22 protein-coding genes and 1 riboswitch are annotated in these 24,275 nt (G+C 41.1%); of the genes, 8 read left to right on the top strand and 14 right to left on the bottom strand.

Translation table 11 applies throughout. The annotated features are described in order from the left end of the window. Positions 1–89: 89 nt before the first annotated feature. Positions 90–1,379 (top strand): GntP family permease, encoded by a 1,290-nt coding sequence (locus tag N780_RS09145; protein WP_036782742.1) that lies wholly within the window; start codon positions 90–92, stop codon positions 1,377–1,379. A gap of 586 nt (positions 1,380–1,965) precedes the next feature. Here N780_RS09145 and N780_RS09140 read toward each other — a convergent pair. Together N780_RS09140 and N780_RS09135 are read right to left on the bottom strand one after the other, a co-directional pair. Further along, positions 1,966–2,742 (bottom strand): 3-hydroxybutyrate dehydrogenase, encoded by a 777-nt coding sequence (locus N780_RS09140; protein ID WP_036782739.1) that lies wholly within the window; start codon positions 2,740–2,742, stop codon positions 1,966–1,968. A 161-nt stretch (positions 2,743–2,903) separates the two neighbouring features. Further along, the gene (locus N780_RS09135; protein ID WP_036782736.1) at positions 2,904–3,932 is read right to left on the bottom strand and encodes an LLM class flavin-dependent oxidoreductase; all 1,029 of its coding nucleotides are present in this window, start codon (positions 3,930–3,932) and stop codon (positions 2,904–2,906) included. A gap of 239 nt (positions 3,933–4,171) precedes the next feature. Here N780_RS09135 and N780_RS09130 point away from each other — a divergent pair, with 239 nt between their 5' ends. Beyond that, a complete protein-coding gene (locus tag N780_RS09130) occupies positions 4,172–4,747 on the top strand; it encodes a TetR/AcrR family transcriptional regulator (RefSeq protein ID WP_036782733.1) in 576 nt (191 codons plus the stop codon). Positions 4,748–4,819: 72 nt separating this feature from the next. Continuing rightward, positions 4,820–7,027: a YhgE/Pip domain-containing protein gene (locus N780_RS09125; RefSeq protein ID WP_036782731.1), complete on the top strand. Its 2,208-nt coding sequence runs from the start codon at positions 4,820–4,822 to the stop codon at positions 7,025–7,027. 44 nt (positions 7,028–7,071) lie between these two features. On the opposite strand, the gene N780_RS09120 is transcribed toward N780_RS09125, so the two are convergent. The 8 genes from N780_RS09120 to N780_RS09085 all read right to left on the bottom strand — a co-directional run bounded on the left by N780_RS09120 (position 7,072) and on the right by N780_RS09085 (position 16,879). Then, the gene (locus tag N780_RS09120; RefSeq protein WP_052114969.1) at positions 7,072–7,476 is read right to left on the bottom strand and encodes a hypothetical protein; all 405 of its coding nucleotides are present in this window, start codon (positions 7,474–7,476) and stop codon (positions 7,072–7,074) included. A 204-nt stretch (positions 7,477–7,680) separates the two neighbouring features. After that, a complete protein-coding gene (locus N780_RS09115) occupies positions 7,681–8,847 on the bottom strand; it encodes an iron-containing alcohol dehydrogenase (RefSeq protein ID WP_036782727.1) in 1,167 nt (388 codons plus the stop codon). A 186-nt stretch (positions 8,848–9,033) separates the two neighbouring features. After that, positions 9,034–10,137 carry an o-succinylbenzoate synthase gene (menC, locus tag N780_RS09110; RefSeq protein WP_036782723.1) on the bottom strand — a complete coding sequence of 368 codons (1,104 nt, stop codon included), beginning with the start codon at positions 10,135–10,137 and terminating at the stop codon, positions 9,034–9,036. Beyond that, positions 10,134–11,627 (bottom strand): o-succinylbenzoate--CoA ligase, encoded by a 1,494-nt coding sequence (locus N780_RS09105; protein WP_036782721.1) that lies wholly within the window; start codon positions 11,625–11,627, stop codon positions 10,134–10,136. Before N780_RS09105 ends, menC begins: the two co-directional genes overlap by 4 nt. A 461-nt stretch (positions 11,628–12,088) precedes the next feature. Next, positions 12,089–12,910, bottom strand: coding sequence for a 1,4-dihydroxy-2-naphthoyl-CoA synthase (gene menB / locus N780_RS09100; RefSeq protein ID WP_036782719.1), 822 nt, complete (start codon positions 12,908–12,910; stop codon positions 12,089–12,091). A gap of 31 nt (positions 12,911–12,941) precedes the next feature. Further along, positions 12,942–13,751, bottom strand: coding sequence for a 2-succinyl-6-hydroxy-2,4-cyclohexadiene-1-carboxylate synthase (gene menH, locus N780_RS09095; RefSeq protein WP_036782716.1), 810 nt, complete (start codon positions 13,749–13,751; stop codon positions 12,942–12,944). A gap of 9 nt (positions 13,752–13,760) precedes the next feature. Further along, entirely contained in the window at positions 13,761–15,494 is a 1,734-nt protein-coding gene (gene menD, locus N780_RS09090) for a 2-succinyl-5-enolpyruvyl-6-hydroxy-3-cyclohexene-1-carboxylic-acid synthase (RefSeq protein ID WP_036782713.1), read from the bottom strand. Beyond that, positions 15,491–16,879: an isochorismate synthase gene (locus N780_RS09085; protein WP_036782710.1), complete on the bottom strand. Its 1,389-nt coding sequence runs from the start codon at positions 16,877–16,879 to the stop codon at positions 15,491–15,493. The genes menD and N780_RS09085 overlap by 4 nt, the downstream gene beginning before the upstream one ends. A gap of 436 nt (positions 16,880–17,315) precedes the next feature. Between N780_RS09085 and N780_RS09080 the strand changes: the two genes are divergently transcribed. The 5 genes from N780_RS09080 (at position 17,316) to N780_RS09060 (ending at position 20,459) form a co-directional block, all read left to right on the top strand. Next, positions 17,316–18,263 carry a 1,4-dihydroxy-2-naphthoate polyprenyltransferase gene (locus tag N780_RS09080; protein WP_084599471.1) on the top strand — a complete coding sequence of 316 codons (948 nt, stop codon included), beginning with the start codon at positions 17,316–17,318 and terminating at the stop codon, positions 18,261–18,263. A gap of 269 nt (positions 18,264–18,532) precedes the next feature. Beyond that, on the top strand, positions 18,533–18,925 hold the full coding sequence (locus N780_RS09075; RefSeq protein ID WP_036782707.1) for a hotdog fold thioesterase: 393 nt from the start codon (positions 18,533–18,535) through the stop codon (positions 18,923–18,925). 36 nt (positions 18,926–18,961) lie between these two features. Beyond that, positions 18,962–19,333: a TraR/DksA C4-type zinc finger protein gene (locus N780_RS09070; RefSeq protein WP_036782704.1), complete on the top strand. Its 372-nt coding sequence runs from the start codon at positions 18,962–18,964 to the stop codon at positions 19,331–19,333. 94 nt (positions 19,334–19,427) lie between these two features. Beyond that, positions 19,428–19,916, top strand: a complete 489-nt coding sequence (locus N780_RS09065; RefSeq protein WP_036782701.1) for a TspO/MBR family protein — start codon at positions 19,428–19,430, stop codon at positions 19,914–19,916. Positions 19,917–20,153: 237 nt separating this feature from the next. Then, entirely contained in the window at positions 20,154–20,459 is a 306-nt protein-coding gene (locus N780_RS09060) for a YkvS family protein (protein WP_052114968.1), read from the top strand. A 182-nt stretch (positions 20,460–20,641) separates the two neighbouring features. Here the strand turns inward: N780_RS09060 and N780_RS09055 are convergent, their stop codons facing one another. From N780_RS09055 to N780_RS09040, 4 genes are all read right to left on the bottom strand, one after another. Then, on the bottom strand, positions 20,642–21,229 hold the full coding sequence (locus N780_RS09055; RefSeq protein WP_052114967.1) for an ECF transporter S component: 588 nt from the start codon (positions 21,227–21,229) through the stop codon (positions 20,642–20,644). Positions 21,230–21,392: 163 nt separating this feature from the next. Continuing rightward, a riboswitch (FMN riboswitch) is annotated at positions 21,393–21,545 on the bottom strand. A gap of 180 nt (positions 21,546–21,725) precedes the next feature. Continuing rightward, positions 21,726–22,109, bottom strand: coding sequence for a YolD-like family protein (locus N780_RS19495; protein ID WP_084599469.1), 384 nt, complete (start codon positions 22,107–22,109; stop codon positions 21,726–21,728). Positions 22,110–22,241: 132 nt separating this feature from the next. Further along, the gene (locus tag N780_RS09045; protein WP_036782698.1) at positions 22,242–23,300 is read right to left on the bottom strand and encodes a M20/M25/M40 family metallo-hydrolase; all 1,059 of its coding nucleotides are present in this window, start codon (positions 23,298–23,300) and stop codon (positions 22,242–22,244) included. A 60-nt stretch (positions 23,301–23,360) separates the two neighbouring features. Beyond that, positions 23,361–24,218: a DMT family transporter gene (locus N780_RS09040; RefSeq protein WP_036782695.1), complete on the bottom strand. Its 858-nt coding sequence runs from the start codon at positions 24,216–24,218 to the stop codon at positions 23,361–23,363. Positions 24,219–24,275: the final 57 nt, after the last annotated feature.

The raw sequence follows: 24,275 nt of genomic DNA, 5'->3' as shown, positions 1-24,275 counted from the left end.
ATTTGTATCTTAACTCTCAGTCCGATCAATAAAATACAGAAGAATGGGACATAGTAAAACAGAAAATTTAAAACATCAGGAGGTTTACTATGCTCAGTATTATTATTGGTCTTATCCTCTTAATGGCTCTAGCATACTTAGGCTGGTCGATTATATGGATCGCCCCTCTTGTGTCAGGAATCGTAGCCTTATTAAGTGGAATGAACATACTCGATGCCTACACAGGAACGTATATGGAAGGCTTTGTTGGGTTTGCAAAGGACTACTTCCCTATCTTCTTATTTGGAGCGATATTTGGGAAACTTATGGAAGATACAGGAGCAGCCCAATCTGTTGCCTATAAGATTTCAAGTGTTATCGGAAAAAAACGTGCCATTTTAGGAATGCTTCTTTCAGCAGCTATCCTAACATATGGTGGCGTAAGTTTATTTGTTGTAGTATTCGCTGTATATCCATTAGCTGTTGCGATGTTCAGGGAAGCCAATGTCTCCCGTAAATTAATACCTTCTACCTTTGTGTTAGGGGCATTTACATTTACGATGACGGCTATCCCAGGGACACCGCAAATTCAAAACATCATCCCTATTAACACCTTTGAGACGGATACAATGGCAGCCCCCATTCTCGGGATTGTTGCCGGATTAATTATGGCGGTAGGTGGGTATGCATACTTAAAATTCCGCCAGAAACAGCTTGATGCAAAAGACGACAAATTCACAGAACCTGAAGGTGACAATCAGGTTAAAGAAATCAACGAAGATGAACTTCCAAATTGGATTTTATCTGTTATCCCGCTTATAGCTGTAGTTGTAACATTAAATGTATTTAAAGAACTCAGTATTTTAGTGGCTCTATTATTCGGGATTATCCTTATCATGCTCTTTAACTTTAAAGACTATAAAGACTTCATCCCTGCTATTAATGGGGGAGCATCCGGATCAGTAATGGCCACTATTAATACAAGTGCTGCCGTCGGATTCGGATCTGTCGTTACAGCTTCTCCAGGATTTGAAACAGTAAAAGAGTTAATCTTTGATATTCCTTTAAGTCCATATTTCTCTGAAGCGTTCGCAGTGCAATTGCTCGCCATGATTACAGGTTCAGCTTCTGGTGGTATGGGAATTGCTCTTGAAGCACTGGGTGAAGAGTATTATGACATTGCGGTTGAACAAGGCCTAAGCCTTGAAGCGTTCCACCGTATCACCTCAGTCGCATCAGGTGCTTCGATCCTGCCACATAACGGAGCGCTGCTAACCTTATTTACCGTTACAGGCTTAACCCACAAAGACTCTTATAAAGATGTCTTCGTGGTCGGTCTCCTCATTCCAATGATCGCGACAATTGCGATTATTTTCTTAGCTATGATGGGGATCAATTAATTCCTAATATATAAACAAGAGCTTGGAATCCAAGCTCTTGTTTTTTGGTGTGTGGGGCCGTTACGGTTATTGAGAGCTCGGGTTGTCTGGGGAACGACTCGCTTTCCCTGGGCGGCCCCGAACGAGGTAGGGACGTTCGAAGTTGGCTATTGACGTGACGGTTTTAGTCGAACTTCCTCTTTCTTTTTAGAGCCGTGGTCTCGTCGACCTCTTTCTCCCGCAGGAGTTTCCCCGTTCCCCATACACCCCCTTGCCATATAAAGTACTAACAACCCGCTGCATGGGCGTTGCTGATTACCCATTGTCGCTTGTTCCCGTATCTCCCAATATGGAAAAGGTGGGCCTGGAAACTGCGAGACTCCCGTGGGCAGAAGAGCCTAGGTGAGACCCCGGAGCCCGGCTTTGCCGGGTGAGGAGGCTCACCAGCTCCCCACAGGAAAGCGAGTGGTTTCCAGGCTCGCCTTACACCACACTAACGTTAACGGAAACATTCTCTCAATTTCGAGCGATCCAAATAAGAGAGGATATAGAGGATATTCATAAATAAAAATGCCCTTAGAGTATTATACTCTAAAGGCATTAGTACTTATTGTACGGTGTAACCGCCATCAATAACAGCAGCTTGACCGGTGATACTTTTGGCTTTTTCACTTACTAAGAAAATCGAGTAATCTGCAATTTCTTGTACCTGAAGTAAACGCTTCTGTGGAACAAGAGGATAAATCACTTCTTCTAATGCTTTTTCTTTATCAATGTTTCTTGTCTTTGCAAGGTCTTCTAACTGATTTTGAACAAGTGGTGTGTCAACATAGCCTGGGCAAATGGCATTGACCGTAATCCCGTGATCTGCGCCTTCTAAAGCCGTAACTTTTGTTAACCCAATGACACCATGTTTTGCACTATTATATCCGGCTTTACCTGCAAAACCAATTAATCCATTAATGGAAGCCATATTTAGTATGCGACCATACCCCTGTTCCTTCATGTGAGGGAACGCGTATTTAATTCCAAAGAAAGGTCCCTTCAACATAATATCCAAGATTAATTCAAATTTCTCACTTGGAAATTCTTCAACTGGAGCTACATGTTGAATTCCAGCATTGTTTACAAGGATATCAATAGAACCAAACTTCTCAACCGTTTTTTCGATTGCGTTCTTAACGTCTTCTTCTTTAGCTACATTGGCGACTACACCTTCAACAGTATGGCCTTGAGATCTTAATTCCTCTACGGATTTATTAAGTGTTTCTTCGTTAATATCATTTAACATAACCTTTGCACCAGCTTTTGCGAACTCCGTCGCAATTTCAAAGCCGATCCCTTGACCAGAGCCAGTAATAAGAGCAGATTTTCCTTCAAGCATTCATGCTTCCTCCTTTAAATGTACTCTAGATTACTTTGCCCAAATTTCTCAATTCAAATAGAACAATCACAAAAAAATGTATTTTAGTGTAGTAAAGGGTGTCAGGCACCCTTTATCTCTTTACCGCACTAAAAAAGAGCAGACGATTGTCTGCTCTTCTTTTATTCCCCTTTAAACAGTTCAGCTACAATTTCATAAGAACGACGACGTGCGTCATGATCGTATATCTGCGAAATCACCATCACTTCATCTGCACCCGTTTTTTCAATAAATGAACCGAGCTGATGTTTGACTGTTTCCTTACTACCTATAATGGAAGAACCTAATTGTTGCTTTAATGCTTGCTTCTCCCACTCCGTCCAAATATCTTCCATTGAATCAACAGGTGGAGGTAGTGGAGACTCATTCTTACGTATTAGATTTAAGAATTGCTGTTGAAGCGTTGTAGCTAATCTCTTTGCTTCTTCATCCGTTTCAGCAGCAATTATATTTACGCCTACCATAGCATGTGGCTCTGCTAAAGAACCTGAGGGTTTGAATGTTCGTTTATATAAATCCAGAGCCGGAACTGTGTCACGAGGAGAGAAATGACTCGCAAAAGCGAATGGCAATCCTTCTTCGCCGGCTAATTGTGCACTGTAGCCACTTGAACCAAGTAACCAAATTGGAATATCTAATCCCTCACCAGGGTATGCACGAACGTGAGGATTAGCTGGTCCACGAGAAGGATCAAAGTAACTTCGGAGCTCTTCTAATTGGTCCGGAAAATCATGAGGACCACTTTGTCCTCCACGTCGCAAAGCATGAGCCGTTAATTGATCTGTACCTGGGGCTCGCCCTAATCCTAAATCAATTCGACCAGGGAATAAAGACTCAAGTGTCCCAAACTGTTCAGCAATGACAAGAGGAGCATGATTTGGAAGCATAACCCCACCTGATCCAACCTTAATTGAGGATGTTTGAGATGCTACATGGCCAATTAAAACTGAAGTCGCAGAGCTTGCAATAAACGGCATATTATGATGTTCTGCAAGCCAGTAACGATTATAACCTAAGCTTTCCGTATGTTGAGCTAAATCTACGGTTCTTTTGAAAGAATCAGCTGGACCACCATCCTCACGTATTGGCGCTAAATCCAATACGGAAAAAGGAATAGACTGCAACCGACTCGTTTGGTTTTGTTCGCTCATTATTTCATCTTCTTTCTTTAAAGTATGATGATGGTAAGCACTTTTCCCTTACCCAGTATGAGACAGTGTAACAAGATTTCTTTCGTGTGCCTAACGACTTGCTCACTTACCTATATGAATCCATTTACAAGGAAGGATGAATGACAGCCCATAAAAAAAGCTTGCATGATAAACTAAAAAGTGTATAATCAAATTTAGACAAAATGACTAAATTGTTCAAATGGTCAGGCGGTGAAAATATGTCCAACGAAAGAAAACAACAAATTATGAAAGCGGCCAATCAATCGTTCGCTACATTTGGGTACAAGGCAACGACTATGGATCACGTAGCTAAAGCGGCCAATGTAGGGAAAGGAACGATTTATAACTTCTTCAAAAACAAAGAGCAACTCTTCCAAGAAATTATATCAAACCTTTTGGCAGAGATGAAAACACAAGCTGAATCAGTTATTGATGATCAGAAACCCCTAAAGGAGAACGTTCATCTAGCTTTATACGAGTTACTTCAGTACCGACGTAGCCATCAGCTTACAATCCAAATGGTACAAGAGGCAAAGGAAATGGGAACAGCTGCGGTTCAAGAAGCACTTGCAAATGTAGAAGGTTTAATTACAGCCTACCTCAGAGAAAAGATTGAGCACGCTATTGAACGAGGCGATATACGTCCCTGCCATCCAGAAATGACAGCCTTTATGATGTTCAAGCTCTATACAGCATTTATTATTGACTGGGAAGAGCGTCATCAACCGCTTGAAAAAGAAGAGATTATGCATTTATTTGATGAATACGTGTTTAAAGGGTTATCACCATCTTGATGATCCTTTTCTTTTTTGTCGCAAAATGACCAAATGAACAATTTAGTCATTTATTATTTAGGAGGAATTTAAATGAATGGTTTTAAACTATGGCTATCTGAGTTAAAGCATATTGGTAGCAATAAGAAAGTACTCATTCCATTTATAGCGGTATTAATGATTCCGCTAATTTATAGCGGCATGTTCTTATGGGCATTTTGGAATCCCTATGGAAACATGGATCAACTTCCGGTTGCCATTGTTAACTCAGATGAAGGTGCAGAATTTAATGAAGAACCTCTGACGGTAGGGAAGGAATTTGTTAAGAATTTAGAGGACAGTGGAGATTTTAAATACGATGTCGTGTCCAAGGAAGAAGGTTATGATGGATTAAGCGACCATGAGTACTACATGCTTGTTGAAATTCCAAAGAACTTTTCCGCTTCTGCTACAACCATCTTAGACGAGAATCCTGAAAAACTTCAGTTAAAATATGTGCCAAATGAAGGGTTTAATTTCCTTTCTGCGCAAATCGGGGAATCAGCAACGGAACAAATGAAAGGTAAGTTAGCGGACGAAATGTCTGAAACATATGCTAATGCTATGTTTGCTCAATTTAATGAATTGAAGACCGGCCTAGCTGATGCTAGTTCAAAAGCAGGTGAATTGAACACCGGAGTAAAGGACCTTGATTCAGGAGCACAAGAATTAAAAGATAAACTCAAAACGTTTACTGATAAGCAGCTCCAGTTCACTGATGGAACAAAAGAATTGCGTCAGGGTGCTGCTCAAGTAGCCACGGGGGCTACAGACCTCAATCAAGGCCTAACTGCTCTCCAGGATGGATATGGTCAAATCATAAATGGGGCGAATGCTTCTAAAAATGGTGCCGTTCAGTTACGAGATGGGCTCTCCCAATCAAAAGATGGTGCTAATCAACTTGAGCAAGGACTAACTCAACTTGTTCAACAATCTGGTGGACTAGAACAATCTACCAAAGACCTTACTGCTTCTTTACAAACTCTTAAGAATGGCGCACAACAAGTAGACCAATCTGCTGCAACCCTCTCTGAAAGAGTGAGCGGATTGAAAGAAGGATTGGCGCCTGTTATTGAACAAATGCCTAAAGAGGAACAGGAAAAAATTCTAGCTCAGCTTGAACAACTAAACCAAGGAGCACAACAACTAGCAGGAGCTACAGGACAATTATCATCCGGTTCACAAAAAATCGTAGACAAAACAGCTGGTCTTCCAAGTCAAATGGCTTCTCTTTCAGAAGCTCACGCAAAACTAAAGCAAGGAGCTACAGCTCTATCAGCTGGCCAGACAGATTTGTTTAACGGTGCTTCTGATCTAGTTCAAGGTGAAGAGAAACTTGTCGCTGGTATCCAAACTTTCAACGATAAATTAGCTAATGCAAACGCTGGTGCTTCTGAATTAGCAACTGGTGCGAACCAGGTCAATCAAGGGGCTAATGAACTCTTTAATGGTTCTTCTCAATTAGCAGACGGATCTCAAAGATTAGCAAAAGGTGCGAACGATCTCTCAAGCGGTACCAATGAATTAACGGCTGGAACAAATGAATTTGAAAGCAACCTTTCTGAAGCGAGCTCAAAAGCACAAGACGTACAAACGAGCATGAAGACAGAAGAAATGCTCGCTAACCCAGTCGGTCTTGATAAAAATAGTGTCAATGAAGTACCTAACTACGGAACTGGTTTCACTCCTTATTTCTTATCGCTTGGTTTATTTGTTGGAGCTTTAATTATTACCATTGTTTATCCCGTGAAAGAACCTTCAGCTGCACCACGGAACGCATTCAGTTGGTTCTTTGCAAAATTCGGAGTTCTAGTAAGTGCAGGTCTGATCCAAGCTGTTATCGCAGCTAGTGTGATCCTTTACGGACTAGGCTTAGAAGTAGCAAGCGTTCCTTACTTCTATCTGTTTAGTATTCTTACGAGCCTTACCTTTATGGCAATGATTCAAGTACTTGTCACGACACTTGGAGATCCAGGACGATTTCTAGCCATATTAATCCTAATCATGCAATTAACAACAAGTGCAGGAACATTCCCACTAGAACTAATCCCAGAACCATTACAAATTTTCAATCCTATCTTACCTATGACGTATTCTGTTGAGGGATTAAAAGCTGTGATATCCGAAGGAGACTATACCCTAATGTGGCAAGATAGTGGTATCTTAGCCATCTTCTTACTCGGATCAGTAACAATAACAATCAGTTACTTTATAGTAGCTATGAGAAGAAAACGACTCACTTCTGTAGAGAAAGCTGCCTAATTTAGCAATAATAGAGGATCACCCTGAAAATGGGTGATCCTTTTTTATTGCTGTAGAGTTGACTGATAATCCTTTAATTTTTGAGTTGTCTCAAGAATTAATTTTTCGATTTTTTTCAAGTCTGGGGACGGCTTTTGCGCTTCTCCTATTAAAGGATAAAGACTCTCTTCTATATTTTTATAATCTTCCGGGTTCTTTTCTTCAACTTGTTCCTCAATTAAATCCCATGCTTCATCGATCTTTTTACCAGCTTCATTGATCGTAATAAGATCCCCATTTCCTTGCATAGCTTTTTGTAACATTTCAATTTCCGCTAACACCTTGTCTATGCCTTCTTCTACTGATACCTCTTGTTCTGTGTCCTCTGCTGAAACTTGATTCATAACAGGCGTGATCAGTACGCTAAAAGCTAGCACCAAACTCGGGATAATCCAATACAACCTCTTCATGACATCGTCTCCTTTTCATAGTCTCGTGGCTTACCTTTTCCACATTTATACTTGTTTATGCAAAAGGGTTACATGAATTCATAATTAGATAGAGGAAAAGTTTAAAACATTCTTCACTTCAAATATCCTCTAAATCACAAGTTATATATACAACAGCAACACAAAAAAAGCCACCGTCTTTTTAGACGGTGGCTATCTACTTATTTAGAACGTTACCTCTTTACCATAATAAGCTGCCTCAAATAGCTCCTTCATTTCTTCTTCGGAAGTTTCACGCGGATTCGTACCCGTACAAGGGTCATCCATTGCGTTCTTAGCCATTTGGTCAACGTGTTTCTTGAATAAGTCTTCAGAAACGCCAAACTCTTTAAGGGTATTTGGTACCCCCATTTCATGATTCAGCTCACGAACCCACTCAATTAGAGAGTCCACTAGCTGCTCTTGTGTATCGCCTTTAAGTTCAAGGCGCTTCGCCATTTTAGCAAAACGATCACCGACTACACTGCGATTAAATTGCATTACATACGTAAGGTAAATACCGTTTGCACAGCCGTGAGGAACTTCAAATGTCGGTCCACTCTTGTGAGCCATGCTGTGAACGTTACCAAGTACAGCATTTGCAAATGCCATACCTGCCATCGCTTGAGCATAATGAACTTTCTCTCTAGATTCTTGATTCCCTTTATAGGAACTAAGCAAATGCTCATCTAGAGTTTCTAGAGCTTCGATAGCTAGAGAATCTGTAAACGTCGTGCGTGGTTTAGCCACATAAGCTTCAATACTATGAGTTACAGCATCCATACCACTATAAGCAATAACTTTTTGTGGCATAGACTCTACCATAACCGGGTCAATGACAGCCAAGTCTGGAGTAAGTTCAAAATCAGCTAAAGGATGCTTCACCCCTGTCTCAGAATCCGTTATAACAGATAAGTTTGAGATCTCAGATGCTGTACCGCTAGTTGTTGGGATTCCAATGAATTTGGCCTTCGTACGAAGTCCTGGAAGATTAAATGGTTGCATAGCATCTTCGAATGAAAGGTTTGGACGTTCATAGAAGATCCACATTGCTTTGGCCGCGTCCATTGGAGAGCCACCACCAATACCGATGATCCAATCTGGTTCAAATTCATTTAATGTACCCAGATGATCCTGGATCAACTGAGTAGAAGGCTCTTCCGTAATGCCTTCAATGACTTTTGTTTCTATATTAGCTTTCGCTAAATGGCTTTGAATTTTATCTAAATTTCCATTCTCTTTAACGGAACCACCGCCAATGACAAGAACGGCTTTTTTACCATCTAAGGATTCTAGTGTCTCTAACGCATCTTCTCCGAAATAAATATCTCTTGGAATAGTAAAACGATTCATTTCTTATAGCCTCCAATACGATCAGATAATGGAGAAATAGCCGTTTTACAATGAACATAAACTAAAATCTAGAGGAATGATCTTTTTTGCTCATGCTACAAAATGAATATATCGCTTACAGAATATACCTTTAGAACTAGATCAGAGCTAATAAGAAAAAAAGAGCATCCAATATGCTGGGTGCTCTTATAACGGATAGGTGAACGTTTCTTGTGTCACCCTACTCACTCGTTCACGATTGACCTCAAATCCAATACCTGCTATATGCCATGGTACCTCTACCTGACCGCCTTGCAATTCGACTTCCGGAATAATCACGTCTTCATGCCAATAACGCTTAGAAGCCGATATATCGCCAGGAATCGTCATGGTTGGCAGGGATGCAAACGCAATATTGTGTGCCCTTGATATGCCAGTTTCAAGCATACCCCCACACCACACACTCACACCAGAAGCTTCACATAAGTCGTTAATGCGTAGTGCTTCAGTTAATCCACCTACACGGCTTATTTTGATATTCATGGTCTTACAGCTTCCTAACTGAATTGCCTGATACGCATCATGATAGCTACCAATACTTTCATCGAGGCATATAGGTGTGTCCATGCGTCTTTGCAGTTCTCTATGCAAATAGAAATCACCAGCTTTAAACGGCTGTTCAATCATAAGAAGGCCTAGGTCATCTAATGACGCAAGGTTCTCTAGGTCCTCTTCATCATAAGCTCCATTTCCATCAAACATAATGGAAATGTCAGATGATAAACGTTTAACCGCTTCTATATCCGCTCTTTCATATCCTTTACGAACCTTCACTTTTATACGTTTGTATCCTTGTTTTTCATAAAAAGGGACAAGGTCATGAAGATTCTCTGACAAACTTACGACAACACCGACAGGGATAGCAGACTTTACTCCCCCAATAAGGGAAGCCAAGGATTGATTCTGTTGCTTAGCATACAAATCCCACAAAGCTCCTTCAAGAGCCGCTTTCGTCATTTGGTGTCCTTGCTCTTTCTCTACTATCTTAGGTAAATCAGAGGGATGGTGAATCACGCTTCCTTTAATCATAGGTAGAAAATGATCTTTCATCATAATCCAAGACGTATCCACCGTTTCAGGTGTATAAAAAGGGGTAGAAAAGGCTACCCCTTCGCCCCAACCAGCCCCGCCATTTGAATCAATCGCTTCTACAAGAATGCCCTCTCGCTGTTCAACCGTACCTGCATGTGTCGTAAAGGGTGTAACAAGATCCATCTTATATCGATGTAGCTTCACAGAAGTTAGGTTCATTGTACATTTCTCCTCTGTTTCAGCCAGTTCGCCAGCTCTCTGCGAAGAAGCTTGTTTGTCGCATTACGAGGCAAGTGATCAACAAAATAAATCTCTTTCGGCTGTTTGTATGAGGCTAAACGTTCTTTCGAGAAAGCTAATATATCTTCCCTAGTAAGCGTCATGCCTTTTCTTACTACAATAAAGGCTACGGGGACACTTCCCCATTTCTCGTCTTTCTTCCCAACAACACCCAGTTCTTTCACTTGGTCGAGTCCGCTTAAAACTCCTTCGATTTCAGCAGGATAGATATTCTCTCCTCCTGATATAATCAAATCCTTACGACGATCAACAACATATAAGAAGCCATCCTCATCCTTATAGCCAAGATCACCAGTACGAAGCCATCCTTGTTGGATCGTTTCTTCATTTGTTTCAGGCCTTCTGTAATAACCTGTCGTTACCATAGGACCTTTCACCACAATTTCTCCTACTTCATGGGCATTTGTTGGTTTACCATCTAATTCGATTGAAAGTTGAGCAGGAAATAAAGGTTTCCCAGCCGATCCAATCTTGTCTAAGGCGTAATCAGGACTAAGCGTAACAATTTGAGAAGCTGTTTCAGTCATGCCATACGTTTGGAAAACAGGGACGGACTTTTTCTTCGCTTTATGTAGTAACGCTTCTGATGCAGGACCGCCCCCTAACAACATGCCTCTAAAATTAGTGGGATAGTGATCTGAACCAAGCCGATCTAAGAGACTATCAAGCATGACGGATACCACAGAAACCGTCGTAACTCCCTTATTCATGATGGCATCATGGACCGCTTCAGTATCAAAAGAAGTGTGTAGATGGACCGGCATGCCATATATCACGCTTTTCATAAGAATGGACAACCCGCCTACATGGAAGAGGGGAAGGGCAGCCAACCATTGGTCTTTTTCTGTAATACCAAGATTTAAAGCCGAGCTAACTGCACTCCACCAGTGGTTACTATAAGAAAGCATAACTCCTTTTGGAGAACCTGTAGTCCCAGACGTATAAAGGATCGTGTATGGGGCCTCCATCTTGACTTCTTCAAGCATCGGGATCGAACTATCTTGACAATCTTTCAACTCTTCAAATGATAAAGATTGGACTTCAGTTTGCTTTTCTATTTCTTCTATTGTGCCCTTATAGGAGTCCTCTCCTATAATATAAGAACAACTTGAGTCTGTTACTTGAAAAACAAGCTCTTCAATCGTTAAACGTGTGTTCAGCATAACCCCAACAGCCCCCAAGTAGGAAAGAGCATGTATCATTTGGACCATTTCAACAGAACTCTTAGCATAAACAGCAATATGCTCTCCCCTTTGAATTCCAATAGAGGATAGGCGAGCTGCCATCTCTTTTGTTCGTTGTTGGAGCTCAGAGAAAGTCAGGGTCTCATCTTCGGTAACAAGAGCTATACGCTCCGGTGTTAAAAAAGCTCTTTGTTCTAACCAATTCGGCATTGTTTGTTCGCTCATCTTTATCACCCTTTCCACCATTAACATCACCAAAAATTATGATTTTCCTTACATAAAATCAATTTTTATCTCAATGTTTGTTGTTATTTTCTATAACAAGTTTGTTACGACAATGTTCCCGTTAGCTCTAGTTGAGAGTAAGGTGGGCCTGGAATATACCGGGGAGAGATAAGATCACCTAATCTCACGCGGGTCCGTTCGCCTCCTAAACTCCAGGGCTTGCTTGGGGACTGCGAGACTTCCGCGGGATAAGGAGCCTAGGGTAGACCCCACAGTGAGCAAAGCGAACGAGGAGGCTTCCCAGCTCCCCGCAGGAAAGCGAGTTGTCCCAAAGCAAGCCCAACCACTCATCAAACATAACGGTCCCTTACTGCTACTATAGCTAATAAAAAAAGGCTGCCTGTGGAGCTCCCCTATAGGAAGGGGAACTCTTCACAGGCACCCTCTAAACATCAATCGGTTTATGGGAAACGTGGGAACTGTTTGAAGTTCGGTTTGCGTTTTTCTTTAAAAGCATCGCGACCTTCTTTTGCTTCCTCTGTAGTGTAATAAAGAAGTGTTGCGTCGCCACCCATTTGCTGAAGACCCGCAAGACCATCTGTATCAGCGTTAAAGGACGCTTTCAGGAAGCGTAGAGCCGTAGGTGATTTCTCAAGCATTTCTTGACACCACTGTACGGTTTCTTCTTCAAGCTTCTCTAAAGGCACTACCGTATTTACCATACCCATATCTTCCGCTTCTTTAGCAGAATATTGACGGCACAAGTACCAAATTTCGCGGGCTTTCTTATGACCAACCATACGAGCTAATAATCCAGCTCCGTACCCAGCATCGAAGCTTCCGACTTTTGGTCCTGTTTGTCCAAAGATTGCGTTGTCTGCCGCAATTGTAAGATCACATACTACGTGAAGAACGTGGCCTCCGCCAATCGCATATCCAGAAACCATCGCTACAACCGGCTTTGGAATAACGCGAATTAAACGTTGTAAGTCTAATACATTAAGACGTGGCACTTCGTCCTCTCCTACATAACCGCCGTGACCGCGAACTTTCTGGTCTCCTCCTGCACAGAATGCATCGTCTCCTGCACCAGCAAGAACAATTACACCGATTTTAGAATCATCACGCGCGTATGAGAACGCATCTAATAATTCTTTAACCGTATGAGGGCGAAAAGCGTTTCGTACTTCTGGACGATTGATCGTAATCTTCGCAATCCCATCGTGTGTTTGATAAAGGATGTCATCATAATGACGTTCATTAATCCATTCTACTGCTGACATATGTATATTCCTCCTTTTAATTATAGCGCTTTCATCTAGTTTCACTTGAAACGATGAATTCATATACTATTTTAGCAAAAGTTTGCGCTTGTTCCACGTGAATTGCATGACCAGTTTGTGGGATATTTTCATGAGTAGCATTCAAAAAGTGATCCTCCATTTGTTTGGCAATGGATGTGAATTTCTCATCCCATTCTCCCGTAACCAGTAAAACAGGCTTCGTAAATGTGGATAAGCGGTCCCACCATGAAGGTTGTACACCTGTCCCCATACCACGTAAAGAAGCAGCTAACCCTTTTGGCGTTTGACTCAAACGCTCTCTACGAATTCTGTTCTGGATATCTTCTGATAAACCTTTCTGGCTTTCAAACATAGGGAGATTCTCCCATTTTTCCACAAAAGCTTCAATTCCATCTTGCTCTAGAGATTCTGCTAACCCTTCATCTTTCGTTTGACGAGCAAGTTGATCTTGGGTGGAGTGAAGTCCAGGACTTGCACTTTCAAGCGTTAAACTTTTCACCATTTCAGGATATGACATTGCAAATGAAAGAGCGGTTCTTCCTCCCATAGAATAGCCTATTATATGGACAGATGACAAGGACATTTGTGCTAGAAGTTCACGAATATCCTTGCAAACAGACTCCATCGTAAAATCTTCTGTAACCTCTGTCTTTCCATGTCCAGGGAGATCTAGTCTAATCCATTGTATTTGTGCTTGATGAGTACTTACTAGTTCGTCCCAAGTGGAGTGAGACCCTGTAAAACCATGCAGAAGCAATACAGGCTCCCCTTCTCCAATTGTATCAATCCAATAATTTCGTCCTTGTACCCCTATAAACATCGCCACTCCTCACCTTTCTAATAAGGCACGTTCAATTTGTTTCCACTTTTGACGATGCCAAGCAGCATTTTCTTCCCGATTTGTTTTTACTTCAATGACCGATAACCCTCTAGCTTCATAAGATCTACTTAAGGAATTCCTCAATTGCTCCCAGGTGCCTACTTCTTCATACTGTCCACCATACATCTCAATCACTTTACTATAGTCAAGGGCTAAAGGTGTTCCAAACAAAGGCTCAAAGTGTTTTTTATGTTCAGCTTGAGGCAAGAAAGAGAATATGCCTCCCCCTTCATTATTGATAACTACAATGCGGAGATCTAAGCCAAACTGCTTCGCGGCGAATAAACCATTAAGATCATGAAAGAACGATAGATCACCTAACACAAGAGTAACCTTCTCACCGTGGGCCGCTGCTCCAAATGCGCTTGAAACAACTCCATCTATGCCATTAGCACCTCGATTAGCTAGTGTTCGAATCGACTTTGGCGTTGTCAGCATGAAAGTATCCAAATCGCGGATAGGCATACTGTTCCCTACAAAAAGAGATCCTTCTTCAGGGAAGCTCTTTAAGATCTCTGAAAAGACATGACCTTCTGATAAGGTCGTTCCTTCATTTTCTATTAGAGTTGCTTTAGCTAGCTGGTTGGCTTCCTGCCATTTCTTCAACCATTCCACATCAAAGAAAGATGACTCAAAGTGGTTAACCCAAGTGTCACAGAAGTGTTTTCCATCAGCAAAAATAAGAGAAGCTGCGTTACCACTTGGTTCTCGGAATCCTTCATATGACTCTACAACATACTGCTCAATTTCAGGGTGGTCCTGAAGCATAAGCCAATATGGCTTTGAAATAGGCATAGCTCCAAATCGGATAATAAAATCAGGAACAAACTGCTCTCTTACAGTCGGACTTTTTAATATTGCATCATAGCTTTCAATGACATGGTCCTTCTCATGTTGACCGGAGCGAACCTGAGATAGGGGGTCTGCTAGAACCGGAAGTTGCAAATATCGAGCTAGCTGAGTAACCGCAACTGGTAAGTCCTGATCGGTTTGAGGCCCACAAACAATCAACCCTTTTTGGTGCTTATCGACCCTTGATTTTATTTCCTCAATAACTTCCGGCTGCACTGTTCTCTCCCCATGATAAGCGTGATGAAACGACTGTTCAGAACTTCCCCCCCACAAATGATCCAGTGAGAAATCAGGAATCAAAGGGGAACGAAAAGGGAAGTTCAGATGAACAGGACCAGGATTATGATCAAGCGACGTGTAAAAAGCTCTGGCTGCCTTGCTGCGTACATACCGTAGCATTTCTTCACTACTCTCAGGTAACGCCATCTCCTCAAACCACTTTACGTACTGGCCAAACATATGAATCTGGTCAATAGCCTGTGGGGCTCCTACATCCCGAAGTTCATGAGGACGGTCCGCCGTTAACACCAACAAAGGAACACGGCTGTAATAGGCCTCAACAATCGCCGGATAATAATTGGCAGCCGCTGTTCCAGATGTACATACAATTGCAACTGGCTTCTGCTGTTCTTTCGCCATACCCAAAGCAAAAAAAGCTGCAGAACGTTCATCTACATGAATCCAATGGTTCACCGCTTCGTGTTCAGCGAATGTCATGGACAACGGTGTGGACCTCGAGCCAGGAGAAAGGACTACATCGGTTAATCCTGTCTGCACGAGCTCATCCACAAAGTTTGCCACATATCTAGTGAGGGTTTCTGTATGTGTCATTCTCTTCCTCCTAAAGCATGAATCATAGGTAAGAATTTAACAGCGGTTTCTTTGTATTCTTCATCTGGGTCAGAGTCTTCTACGACCCCACATCCTGAGAAAAGAATGGCCTGATCTTTTTTTAATAACGCCGAACGTATAGCAACAGCAAATTCACCATTTTGATAACTGTCAAACCAACCTACAGGCGATGCGTACCACCCTCTGTGGAAGGGCTCATAATCTCTTATAAACTGAAGAGAGTCCTCCCTTGGATACCCACCTAGAGCAGGCGTCGGATGGAGCTTCTCAACAACTTCTAATAACGATACACCTTCCTTAAGCGTTCCGCTCACAGGTGTATAAAGATGTTGCAAGTTACGAAGCGGATATAAAACAGGCGAATTTGGTACGTGAACATTTTCACAACAACCTGTTACAGCTTTTTTAATCATTTGAACAACAAAGTCGTGTTCTTGCAAATTCTTCTCATCGTGAATCAGGGCTTCACCTAAAGCTACATCCTCTTTTGGAGTATTGCCCCGTGGCACCGTTCCTGCCAAGCATGTTGATAGCAATTCATTATCTTCAACTTTGACAAGTCGTTCAGGTGTCGCTCCTACGAAACAAGAGTCTCCACTTTCAAATGCAAATATATAACTTTGAGTCTGCTCTTCTTTCAATTGACGGATCACTGAAGAAGCCTTACGATCATCTGAAAATGAGACAATCATTTCTCTGGCCAATACAACTTTTCCTAATCGATTGCTTTTTATATGATCCGTCGCTTTAGCTACAATTTCTTTGAACTCTTCAGGACGAACTTCTTCTTGATTCGTAACCGTCACATCATCATCATGGATGAATGTTCCAGCAAGTAAACTTTGATATTCTTCTGTAACATGACCAAATAGTTCATCCTCGTTATCGTCTGGATGAATCATCATATTAATCGTTAAATAAGTCTCATCTCTCCACTCAGTCAATAAATACATAGGAATCAGGACTTTACTGTTAGGGAAATCTTTCCACGTTCCGTTCTCTTCCTTTAAAGGATCAAACGAAAACCCACCTAAAGCAACAGGACCTGTTCCCGGAATTCTGTATGGGTTGTCAATTATAGCTTCTGCTAGAACATCATTCCACATTTGCCTAGTCGAGAAAAAACGATCTTGCTCAGCCTCAAAAGTATAAGCCGACCCTACACCAACAAGAGTGAACATCGTATCAGCACTTGTCCAATATACACGTTCCCCCTGATAAACCTTTCCTGCCTGGAAAAACCCTAGAGAATCAACTGAATCCAATTTAGTCGTCACACTTATAAGCTGAGGCGTGTCTATATGCTTTCTATTTGAAAGAGCTTTATAAAGCTTTTCATGATAAAACGAAGTTGTTTCAATCAAATGAATGCCCTCCAATCATCAGGGACTTTGTTACTATATATTTTGGCACAACAGTACTATTATATCGAAAAATCATTATAAATCATAAAATCCCATCTTTATTTTATTCCCTTTTTCAACATAGCTCAAGTAAAAAGAAAAGCACAGGCGACTGTTCAGCCCCGTATGCATAAGCAAGATAACGGAAGTTCGCGGAGCGGACTGCAGTTATCTTGCTTATGACACTAGGGGCTAGGAGCCGGAGCTAGATCAAAGAAAAGCACAGGCGACTGTTCAGCCCGTCAAAAGCCAATGAAAGTATCAACAATCATTACCATCCACCAAAAGCACAAATACGGTAGCTCCTAAAGGCTCTTTCCGTATTGACAGTGTCATACAGTTTGCCTAAACTGAAATAGGACTATTATAAAATAGTCATAATTAAGGGGAGAAAAAGATGCAAAGCATGAATAAAAAAGATATACAAACAGCCTTGAATGAACGTAAAGGTTGGCAAGTTTGGTGGCGATTGTTACGACCACATACGTTAACTGCAGCGTTTGTGCCTGTATTCATTGGTACAATGTTGGCAGGACTTGATGGTTCGTTTCATTTAGGTTTATTTCTCGCTATGCTTCTGGCTTCAATCCTCATCCAGGCAGCTACAAACATGTTCAATGAGTATTATGACTATGTTCGTGGTTTAGATACAGAGCAATCTGTCGGAATCGGCGGAGCGATTGTTCGTGATGGCATACCTCCCAAAAAGGTATTAGCACTTGCGCTCAGCTTCTTTGGTGTAGCAATGATTTTAGGTGTTTATATCTGTATCTTAACGACTTGGTGGATTGCTGCAATTGGCATTGCTTCTATGTTATGTGGCTATTTATACACAGGAGGCCCTTATCCAATAGCTTATACACCTTTTGGTGAGATTGTATCCGGATTCTTTATGGGGACAGTCATTATAGGAATTAGTTATTACATTCAAACGAATATGGTAACAGCTCAAGTGATTCTTATTTCCATTCCTGTTGCCATTTTAATCGGCGCAATTCTTCTTGCTAACAACATACGTGATCTAGAAGGAGATCAAGAGAACGGACGTAAAACACTCGCCATTCTCTTCGGACGTAAAGGAGCCATTCGCTTCCTTGCCACGTTGTTTGGATTAGCTTACGTATTAACAATTATTTATATTGCAATGGGCTTACTTCCTTTATGGTCTCTAATCGTATTGATCAGTTTAGCCAAACCCAAAGGAGCTGTTCAAACATTCTCCAAAAACTCTACTCCTTTGGCAATGATGCCAGCTATGAAATATACAGCTCAGACCAATACAATCTTTGGCTTTTTACTTGGCCTTTCGCTATTATTTCAATTTATTATACCCGTATCATGGTAAAGAAAAGCAGGTTAGTGAAACATTTTAAACTACGAAGCACATCTATCACTTTGTATAGATGAGATAGGGAACCCGGTTTTCCACAACACTAAATATCTCCTAACATATGCTCCCCTTTAAGTTGACAGTTTTAACAAAAAACTGTTGTCTTGGAGGGGAGCATTTTTATTACAAGGCAGGATTGTACACATCATAAGAGGAATACACATAGAAGAACGTTATGTTTGATTCTAGAATGAAAAGGAAATAAAAAAGAAAGGAACGATGATATGAATTTAACTGCTAAAAATACATTATTGGGAGCTTTAGGAATTGAAGAGGTAGAGATGAAGAAGGAACGTGTCGTTTTATCTATGCCTGTAGATGAACGCACCCACCAGCCTCTTGGTTTTTTACACGGAGGGGCGAGCGTCGCTCTTGCGGAAACAGCAGCAAGTATTGGTTCTATTCTCCACGTTGATATGGAAGAATATAATGTATTCGGCATTGAAATTAACGCCAACCATATTAAAGCGAAGCGAAGCGGTACTGTTTACGGCATTGCGACTCCAACACACATTGGGAAAAGTACAATGGTGTGGGAAATCAAAGTAGTGGACGAAGAAGATGAACTGATTTGTCTCTCGCGCTGTACCGTCGGTGTTGTTCCAAAGAAGAAATAACCTCTCCTCCTCCCTCATTTGAAAGGAGTATTCATGATGTTAACCGATCAGCAATTACAAGAGCTAAAAAAGCAGCTACACGTTATGAAAGAAGAAGCGGAGAAGGAACATCATAATCATGATGGTTATGTAAATGAAGATGAGGATCAAGGAAACTCTGTAGGGGAATTATCAAATGTCAACAGCCACCCTGGGGACCTTGGCACAGAGAAATTCGAACGAGAAAAAGCATACACACTAAGTGAACATGCGGAAGAACAGCTGGATGAAATTAACGCAGCGCTTGAACGGATGGAAAAAGGAACATATGGTTATTCCGAACATTCCGGGAAACCCATTCCATTTGAGCGACTGCAGGCTATGCCGACCGCTCGATACTTAGTTGAGGAACAAGAAGAATCCTCTTAATGGAATAGGCCTATATGAGGCAAGCTATATAACAACCTGTGTTGTGTAGCTTGCCTTCCTCTTTGTCTACTTCATGTGAAAGGAGCAAAAGAGAATGAACAAAGTCATAAAAGGGATTCTACTCTTCTTACTTATTTACGGGTTATTTAGTATAGCAGGGTTTTTGTTTCCCATCGACCAAGAATGGTATAACAGCTTAGACAAACCTTCCTGGACCCCACCAGGATCTGTAATTGGAATTGTATGGGCTGTACTTTTTGCCTTTATCTCACTATCTATTGTGTTGGCGTGGAGTTCTAAAGGAGAAGAGTCATTCCCCCCCTTGTTTTGGATCGTCCTCATTATTAATTATGTAACGAACCAACTATTTAGCTTTTTCCAGTTCGAGATGAAAGACTTACTACTTGCGACGGTAGATACTTTTTTAGTCGCCGTTACAACCGGCATTCTAATCATTTTAATCCGGAAGTACAATAAGGTTAGCCCATGGCTCCTTGTGCCATACCTCCTTTGGACAACGTTTGCTACGTATTTAGCATTTACTTTTTACAGGTTAAACCCAACCGAAACATTCCTGATGTAGACGACAAAATCCGCGTTACCTTTGTAAACGGTTAACAAATCCATTAAAATGTATGAAGAAGTTATTGATTCTATTTAAACTTCTTGTTTAAATAGAAAAAAGAATCATGTTAGAGTAATACTCTAGGGAGAATGATGGCCCTTGAATAAGGGTATAGATAAGAAAACCCTTGGCCTGAATCTTGACACAAAACGAATACAAAACTCCATTACATTTCACTAGGAAGGGGAACTTCTCATGGCTGATGAAAATATGAGCAAAGATTTAGTTAATGCTGCATTTGAAAAGAAAAATGCAGAAGAAGAACAGCAACAACAAGAAGAGGTTAAAGTAAAAGAAGAAGATAAAGCAACCGAAGGCGACATCATCACCTTCCAAAGAGGCGGCCAACAGTTAGAAGCTGTCGTAACGTCTTCTAAATTAGAAAATTCCGTTGTTTGCGACATGACAATTATGGATGATTTTCATGAGCGTAATTTGGACTTCGAGAAAACCGTTGTCGCTCATACAAACTACAGCATTAAAAAACGCCGCGACGTTTAGGATTCGACTATAAAGAGCATCACACTTCTAAAGTGTGATGCTCTTTTTATCAAATACCGTATTTGATACGGTCCGTTACAGAAAAGGTGGGCTTGAAACTTCGTGTCTCAGCTTCGAGTATTCAAAAACACAAAAAAAGTCCCCTGCATCAATGTGCAGGGGGCTTCTTTATATATCTATTGCTATGCAGCTTTTATTGATTTCGTTTGTTTCTGTTCAAGCCATGGCCTCATTTTAACGAATAATGGAACAAAGAGCATTCCAACGATTATGCCTTTTATGGCGTTAAATGGCATAATAAACGCTGTTACATAGGCCATTTTTGATCCTGCTACTTCAAAGCCCATCAACCATGTGTAGGCTGGTAGGATTACGAGGTAGTTTAATACCGACATGCCTAGCGTCATTACAATTGTACCTGTCACAAGGCCTGATACAACACCTTTCACACTCTTGAAGCGGTGATATAGTAAGGAAACTGGCAAGATAAACATGACTCCGGCTAAGAAGTTAGCACTCGCTCCAATTGGGTCTCCGCTTCCAAGCATGAAGTGAAGGCCATTTTTCATAGCCTCTACAATAATACCGGCTACCGGTGAGAATATTAATGCTGCAAATAAAGCTGGAACATCGCTAAAGTCCACTTTTAGAAAGCCTGGCAAAAATGGAAGCGGAAAGTCCAACAGCATTAATAATAGTGATATGGTGCTCATTAACGAGAGCGTAATGAGCTTGAACAATTTGGATGACTGACCTCTTGGTTTCATCATCGATCTCCTCCTTCATCTTTACTCTCGATTCACATCCCAGATGAAGGTGAGCGAATCATCCACTATAGTGCATTCCATCAAAAAATCCCTCAAGCATATAATTGCTTCAGGGTTGATAAAAGACCATAGAGAAATAAAGGTATCATATATACCTATTTTCGCTCTACATCTTCTCCCATCCAGACTGTAACTGTCGGTCCCGGATTCTCACCAGGTCCACCGATCGGTACAAACGTACCAAGCGGGTCACGGACTTAGAACACCAAGTGGGTCCCTTACCGTCGGTCGGGAATTTCACCCTGCCCCGAAGATGGAATCGTATTTAGTTGAGTACAATTCTCATTATAACTGCTAATTGAAAAATTGAACAGAAAAATGTTTCACAAAATGAACATCCATTCATTTTTTCTCCTTCATACCCCCCAAGCACACATGACCAGCATTATAGTATGGACGATCGCGCATTATGGTGAATATATAATACAGAAAATAAATTTCATAGTATTTCAATATCTGTAATAGCATGAATGTCTACCATGCATTCATACTTATATGTTAACTCTATAACTTTTATTTTCTTATCCGTTGCGTCTACAGCAGTAACCTTTACACTTTCTTCACGCAGTGAGTCTCCAATAAAATAACAAACTCGAACTGGAAGAGAATCGTTTAAAGCTCTTCGTATTAAAAAGTCAATCTCAACAGCCTTATCCTCTGCTATTAATCCTTTCTTCACCCGTTCATCCTCTTTCCAGACTTCTTTCAACATTTCTATATGTTCTGACAACATCAAACTAGTCCACTTAATCGTACCCCGTTTTTTTATATTTCTTTCTTTTTCCACAACTACCCCTCCAACATTTAGAACGTATGTTCCCATTATACACGTACCCCTCTTAAAAGAACACCCGATTATAAATTATTAGATATAGTAAAAAGGCAGTTAAGAGAAAAAAAGCCCCGAATCACGACGAAAGTAATTCGGGGCCTTATTTTCTCTATTCATCTTTTATTAGTCTTCTAACGGATTGAGACTTTCCTGACCTGTCATATTTTCAATCATCGTAACGAGAAGATCAATTTCTTCATCAATGTCCTGAAGACTCGCTGTTTCTACTGGTGAATGCATGTATCGTAAGGGCAAAGATACGAGGCTAATTGGTACACCTTTCCCTGTCAGGCGCATCTTATCAGCATCGGTCCCCGTCATACGAGGAGTGAGTTCATATTGAACGCTCATCCCTTTAGAACGTGCGGCTTCTTCTAGTAAACGATTCATCTTAATATTGATCGGCGCACCTTTGGCTAAAACGGGGCCGCCTTCTAGTTTAATATCTCCGTGCTTGTTCTTATTCACATGTGGGTAATCTGTTGCAAAGGTTACGTCAACAGCAATCGCCATGGTCGGTTCAAGGCCAGCTGCTGCGAAATATGCACCACCCATATTCGTTTCTTCGTTTACAGTGCTCGCTGCATACACACCTACATTAAGATCCTTCTCAGACAGTTTCCTCAATACTTCTGCTACGATAAAAGCGCCTGTACGGTTATCCAAACCGCGCCCTGATATGTACCTATCCATCAAAATCTCTGGTTCACGCTTATACACAGCAAGATCACCAATCTGAACGAACTTCTCCATTTCCTCTTTGGATTTAGCTCCACAGTCAATAAATAAGTCATCAAGGCCAAAATCACCTTTTAACCCACCATGGTGCTGCGCATTTACTCCGATTACGCCCGTAATCGTTCCTCCTTGTCCAAGAACGGTCACTTTCATACCAACAGCCGCTTTTGGATTAATGCCCCCCATTTTGTCAAAATGCAAGAAGCCATGATCATCAACTCGGTTCACGACGAGAGCAATCTCATCACTGTGACCCGCCAATAGAATTTTAAAGTCGGCCTCTGGATTTAATACACCGATGACATTCCCTGCATTGTCTGTACGAATCTCATCCGCATAAGGCTTCACATATTCTATCCACCTCTTTTGAATCTCCATCTCCATACTCGACGGAGACGGAGTTTGTAGCAATTCTAGTAAGAATTTTTGTTCTGATTGTTCCATCCACTATTCCTCCCTATTTGTTTCCTTCATCTTACCAATTTCCTTGCGCTTACACCAATGCTAGGACGCTCTAACCTTTTTATTCTTCCAAAACATATAGAAAGAAGCCCCAAAGATAATCGCATAACCAAGGAAACTTAATGCATCAGGTACTTGATTAAATACCACGATACTAATTACCGCTGAAAATAAAATATTCGTATAGAAAAAGATCGAAATTTCTTTCGCCGGCGCAAATTTATATGCAAGCGTGATTCCGAACTGTCCTACTGTCGCAAAGACACCAGCCAATAATAAATATAAGGTCTGTTCTAGAGACATCGGCTCATAAAATAATGCCACAAATGGCAATAACACGACGGTCGAAAAGAATGAAAAATAGAAAACTATTGTGTAATACTCTTCTTTATCACCTAAAAAACGAAGCACCGTATAGGCAAGAGCTGCAAATATAGCCGATGACACCCCTGCCATATAAGGAATCGTTTCCACTGAGAACTGCGGCTTTATTATAAGTAATGTGCCTAAAAAAGCAATCATAATTGCGACAATCTGAAACTTCCTTGCCTTTTCATTTAGAAAGAGTGCCGAAAAGATAATAAGTAGAAAAGGGCTTAGCTTATTCAACATATCAGCATCTGACAATACAAGATGATCAATAGAATAGAAATAGAGCACCATTCCAAGTGTCCCAAGTGAAGACCTTAAAATTAAGTACTTCTGATTCTCCTTTTTACCAAAGAATCGTTCTTTGTGATATAAAACAAAGCCAAATGCTATAAATGCAGAAACAATGTTACGAAACATCGTCTTTTGTACCGCTGGTAAGTCTCCCGAAAGTTTAACGAACGTAGACATCATCGCAAATCCGAAAGCCGCGCTTAATAATAGTAGTATTCCTTTATTTGTATTGCTCATAGTATTCCTCCAACGTATGTGCTTCTTGATGATTTCAAACGTTCGTATCTTATCCTC

It is taken from the genome of Pontibacillus chungwhensis BH030062, assembly GCF_000770675.1.
GTDB classification, from domain to species: Bacteria; Bacillota; Bacilli; order Bacillales; family BH030062; genus Pontibacillus; species Pontibacillus chungwhensis.
Note: the sequence above shows the minus strand (reverse complement) of the source record. Positions and strands in the feature narration are given on the sequence as shown.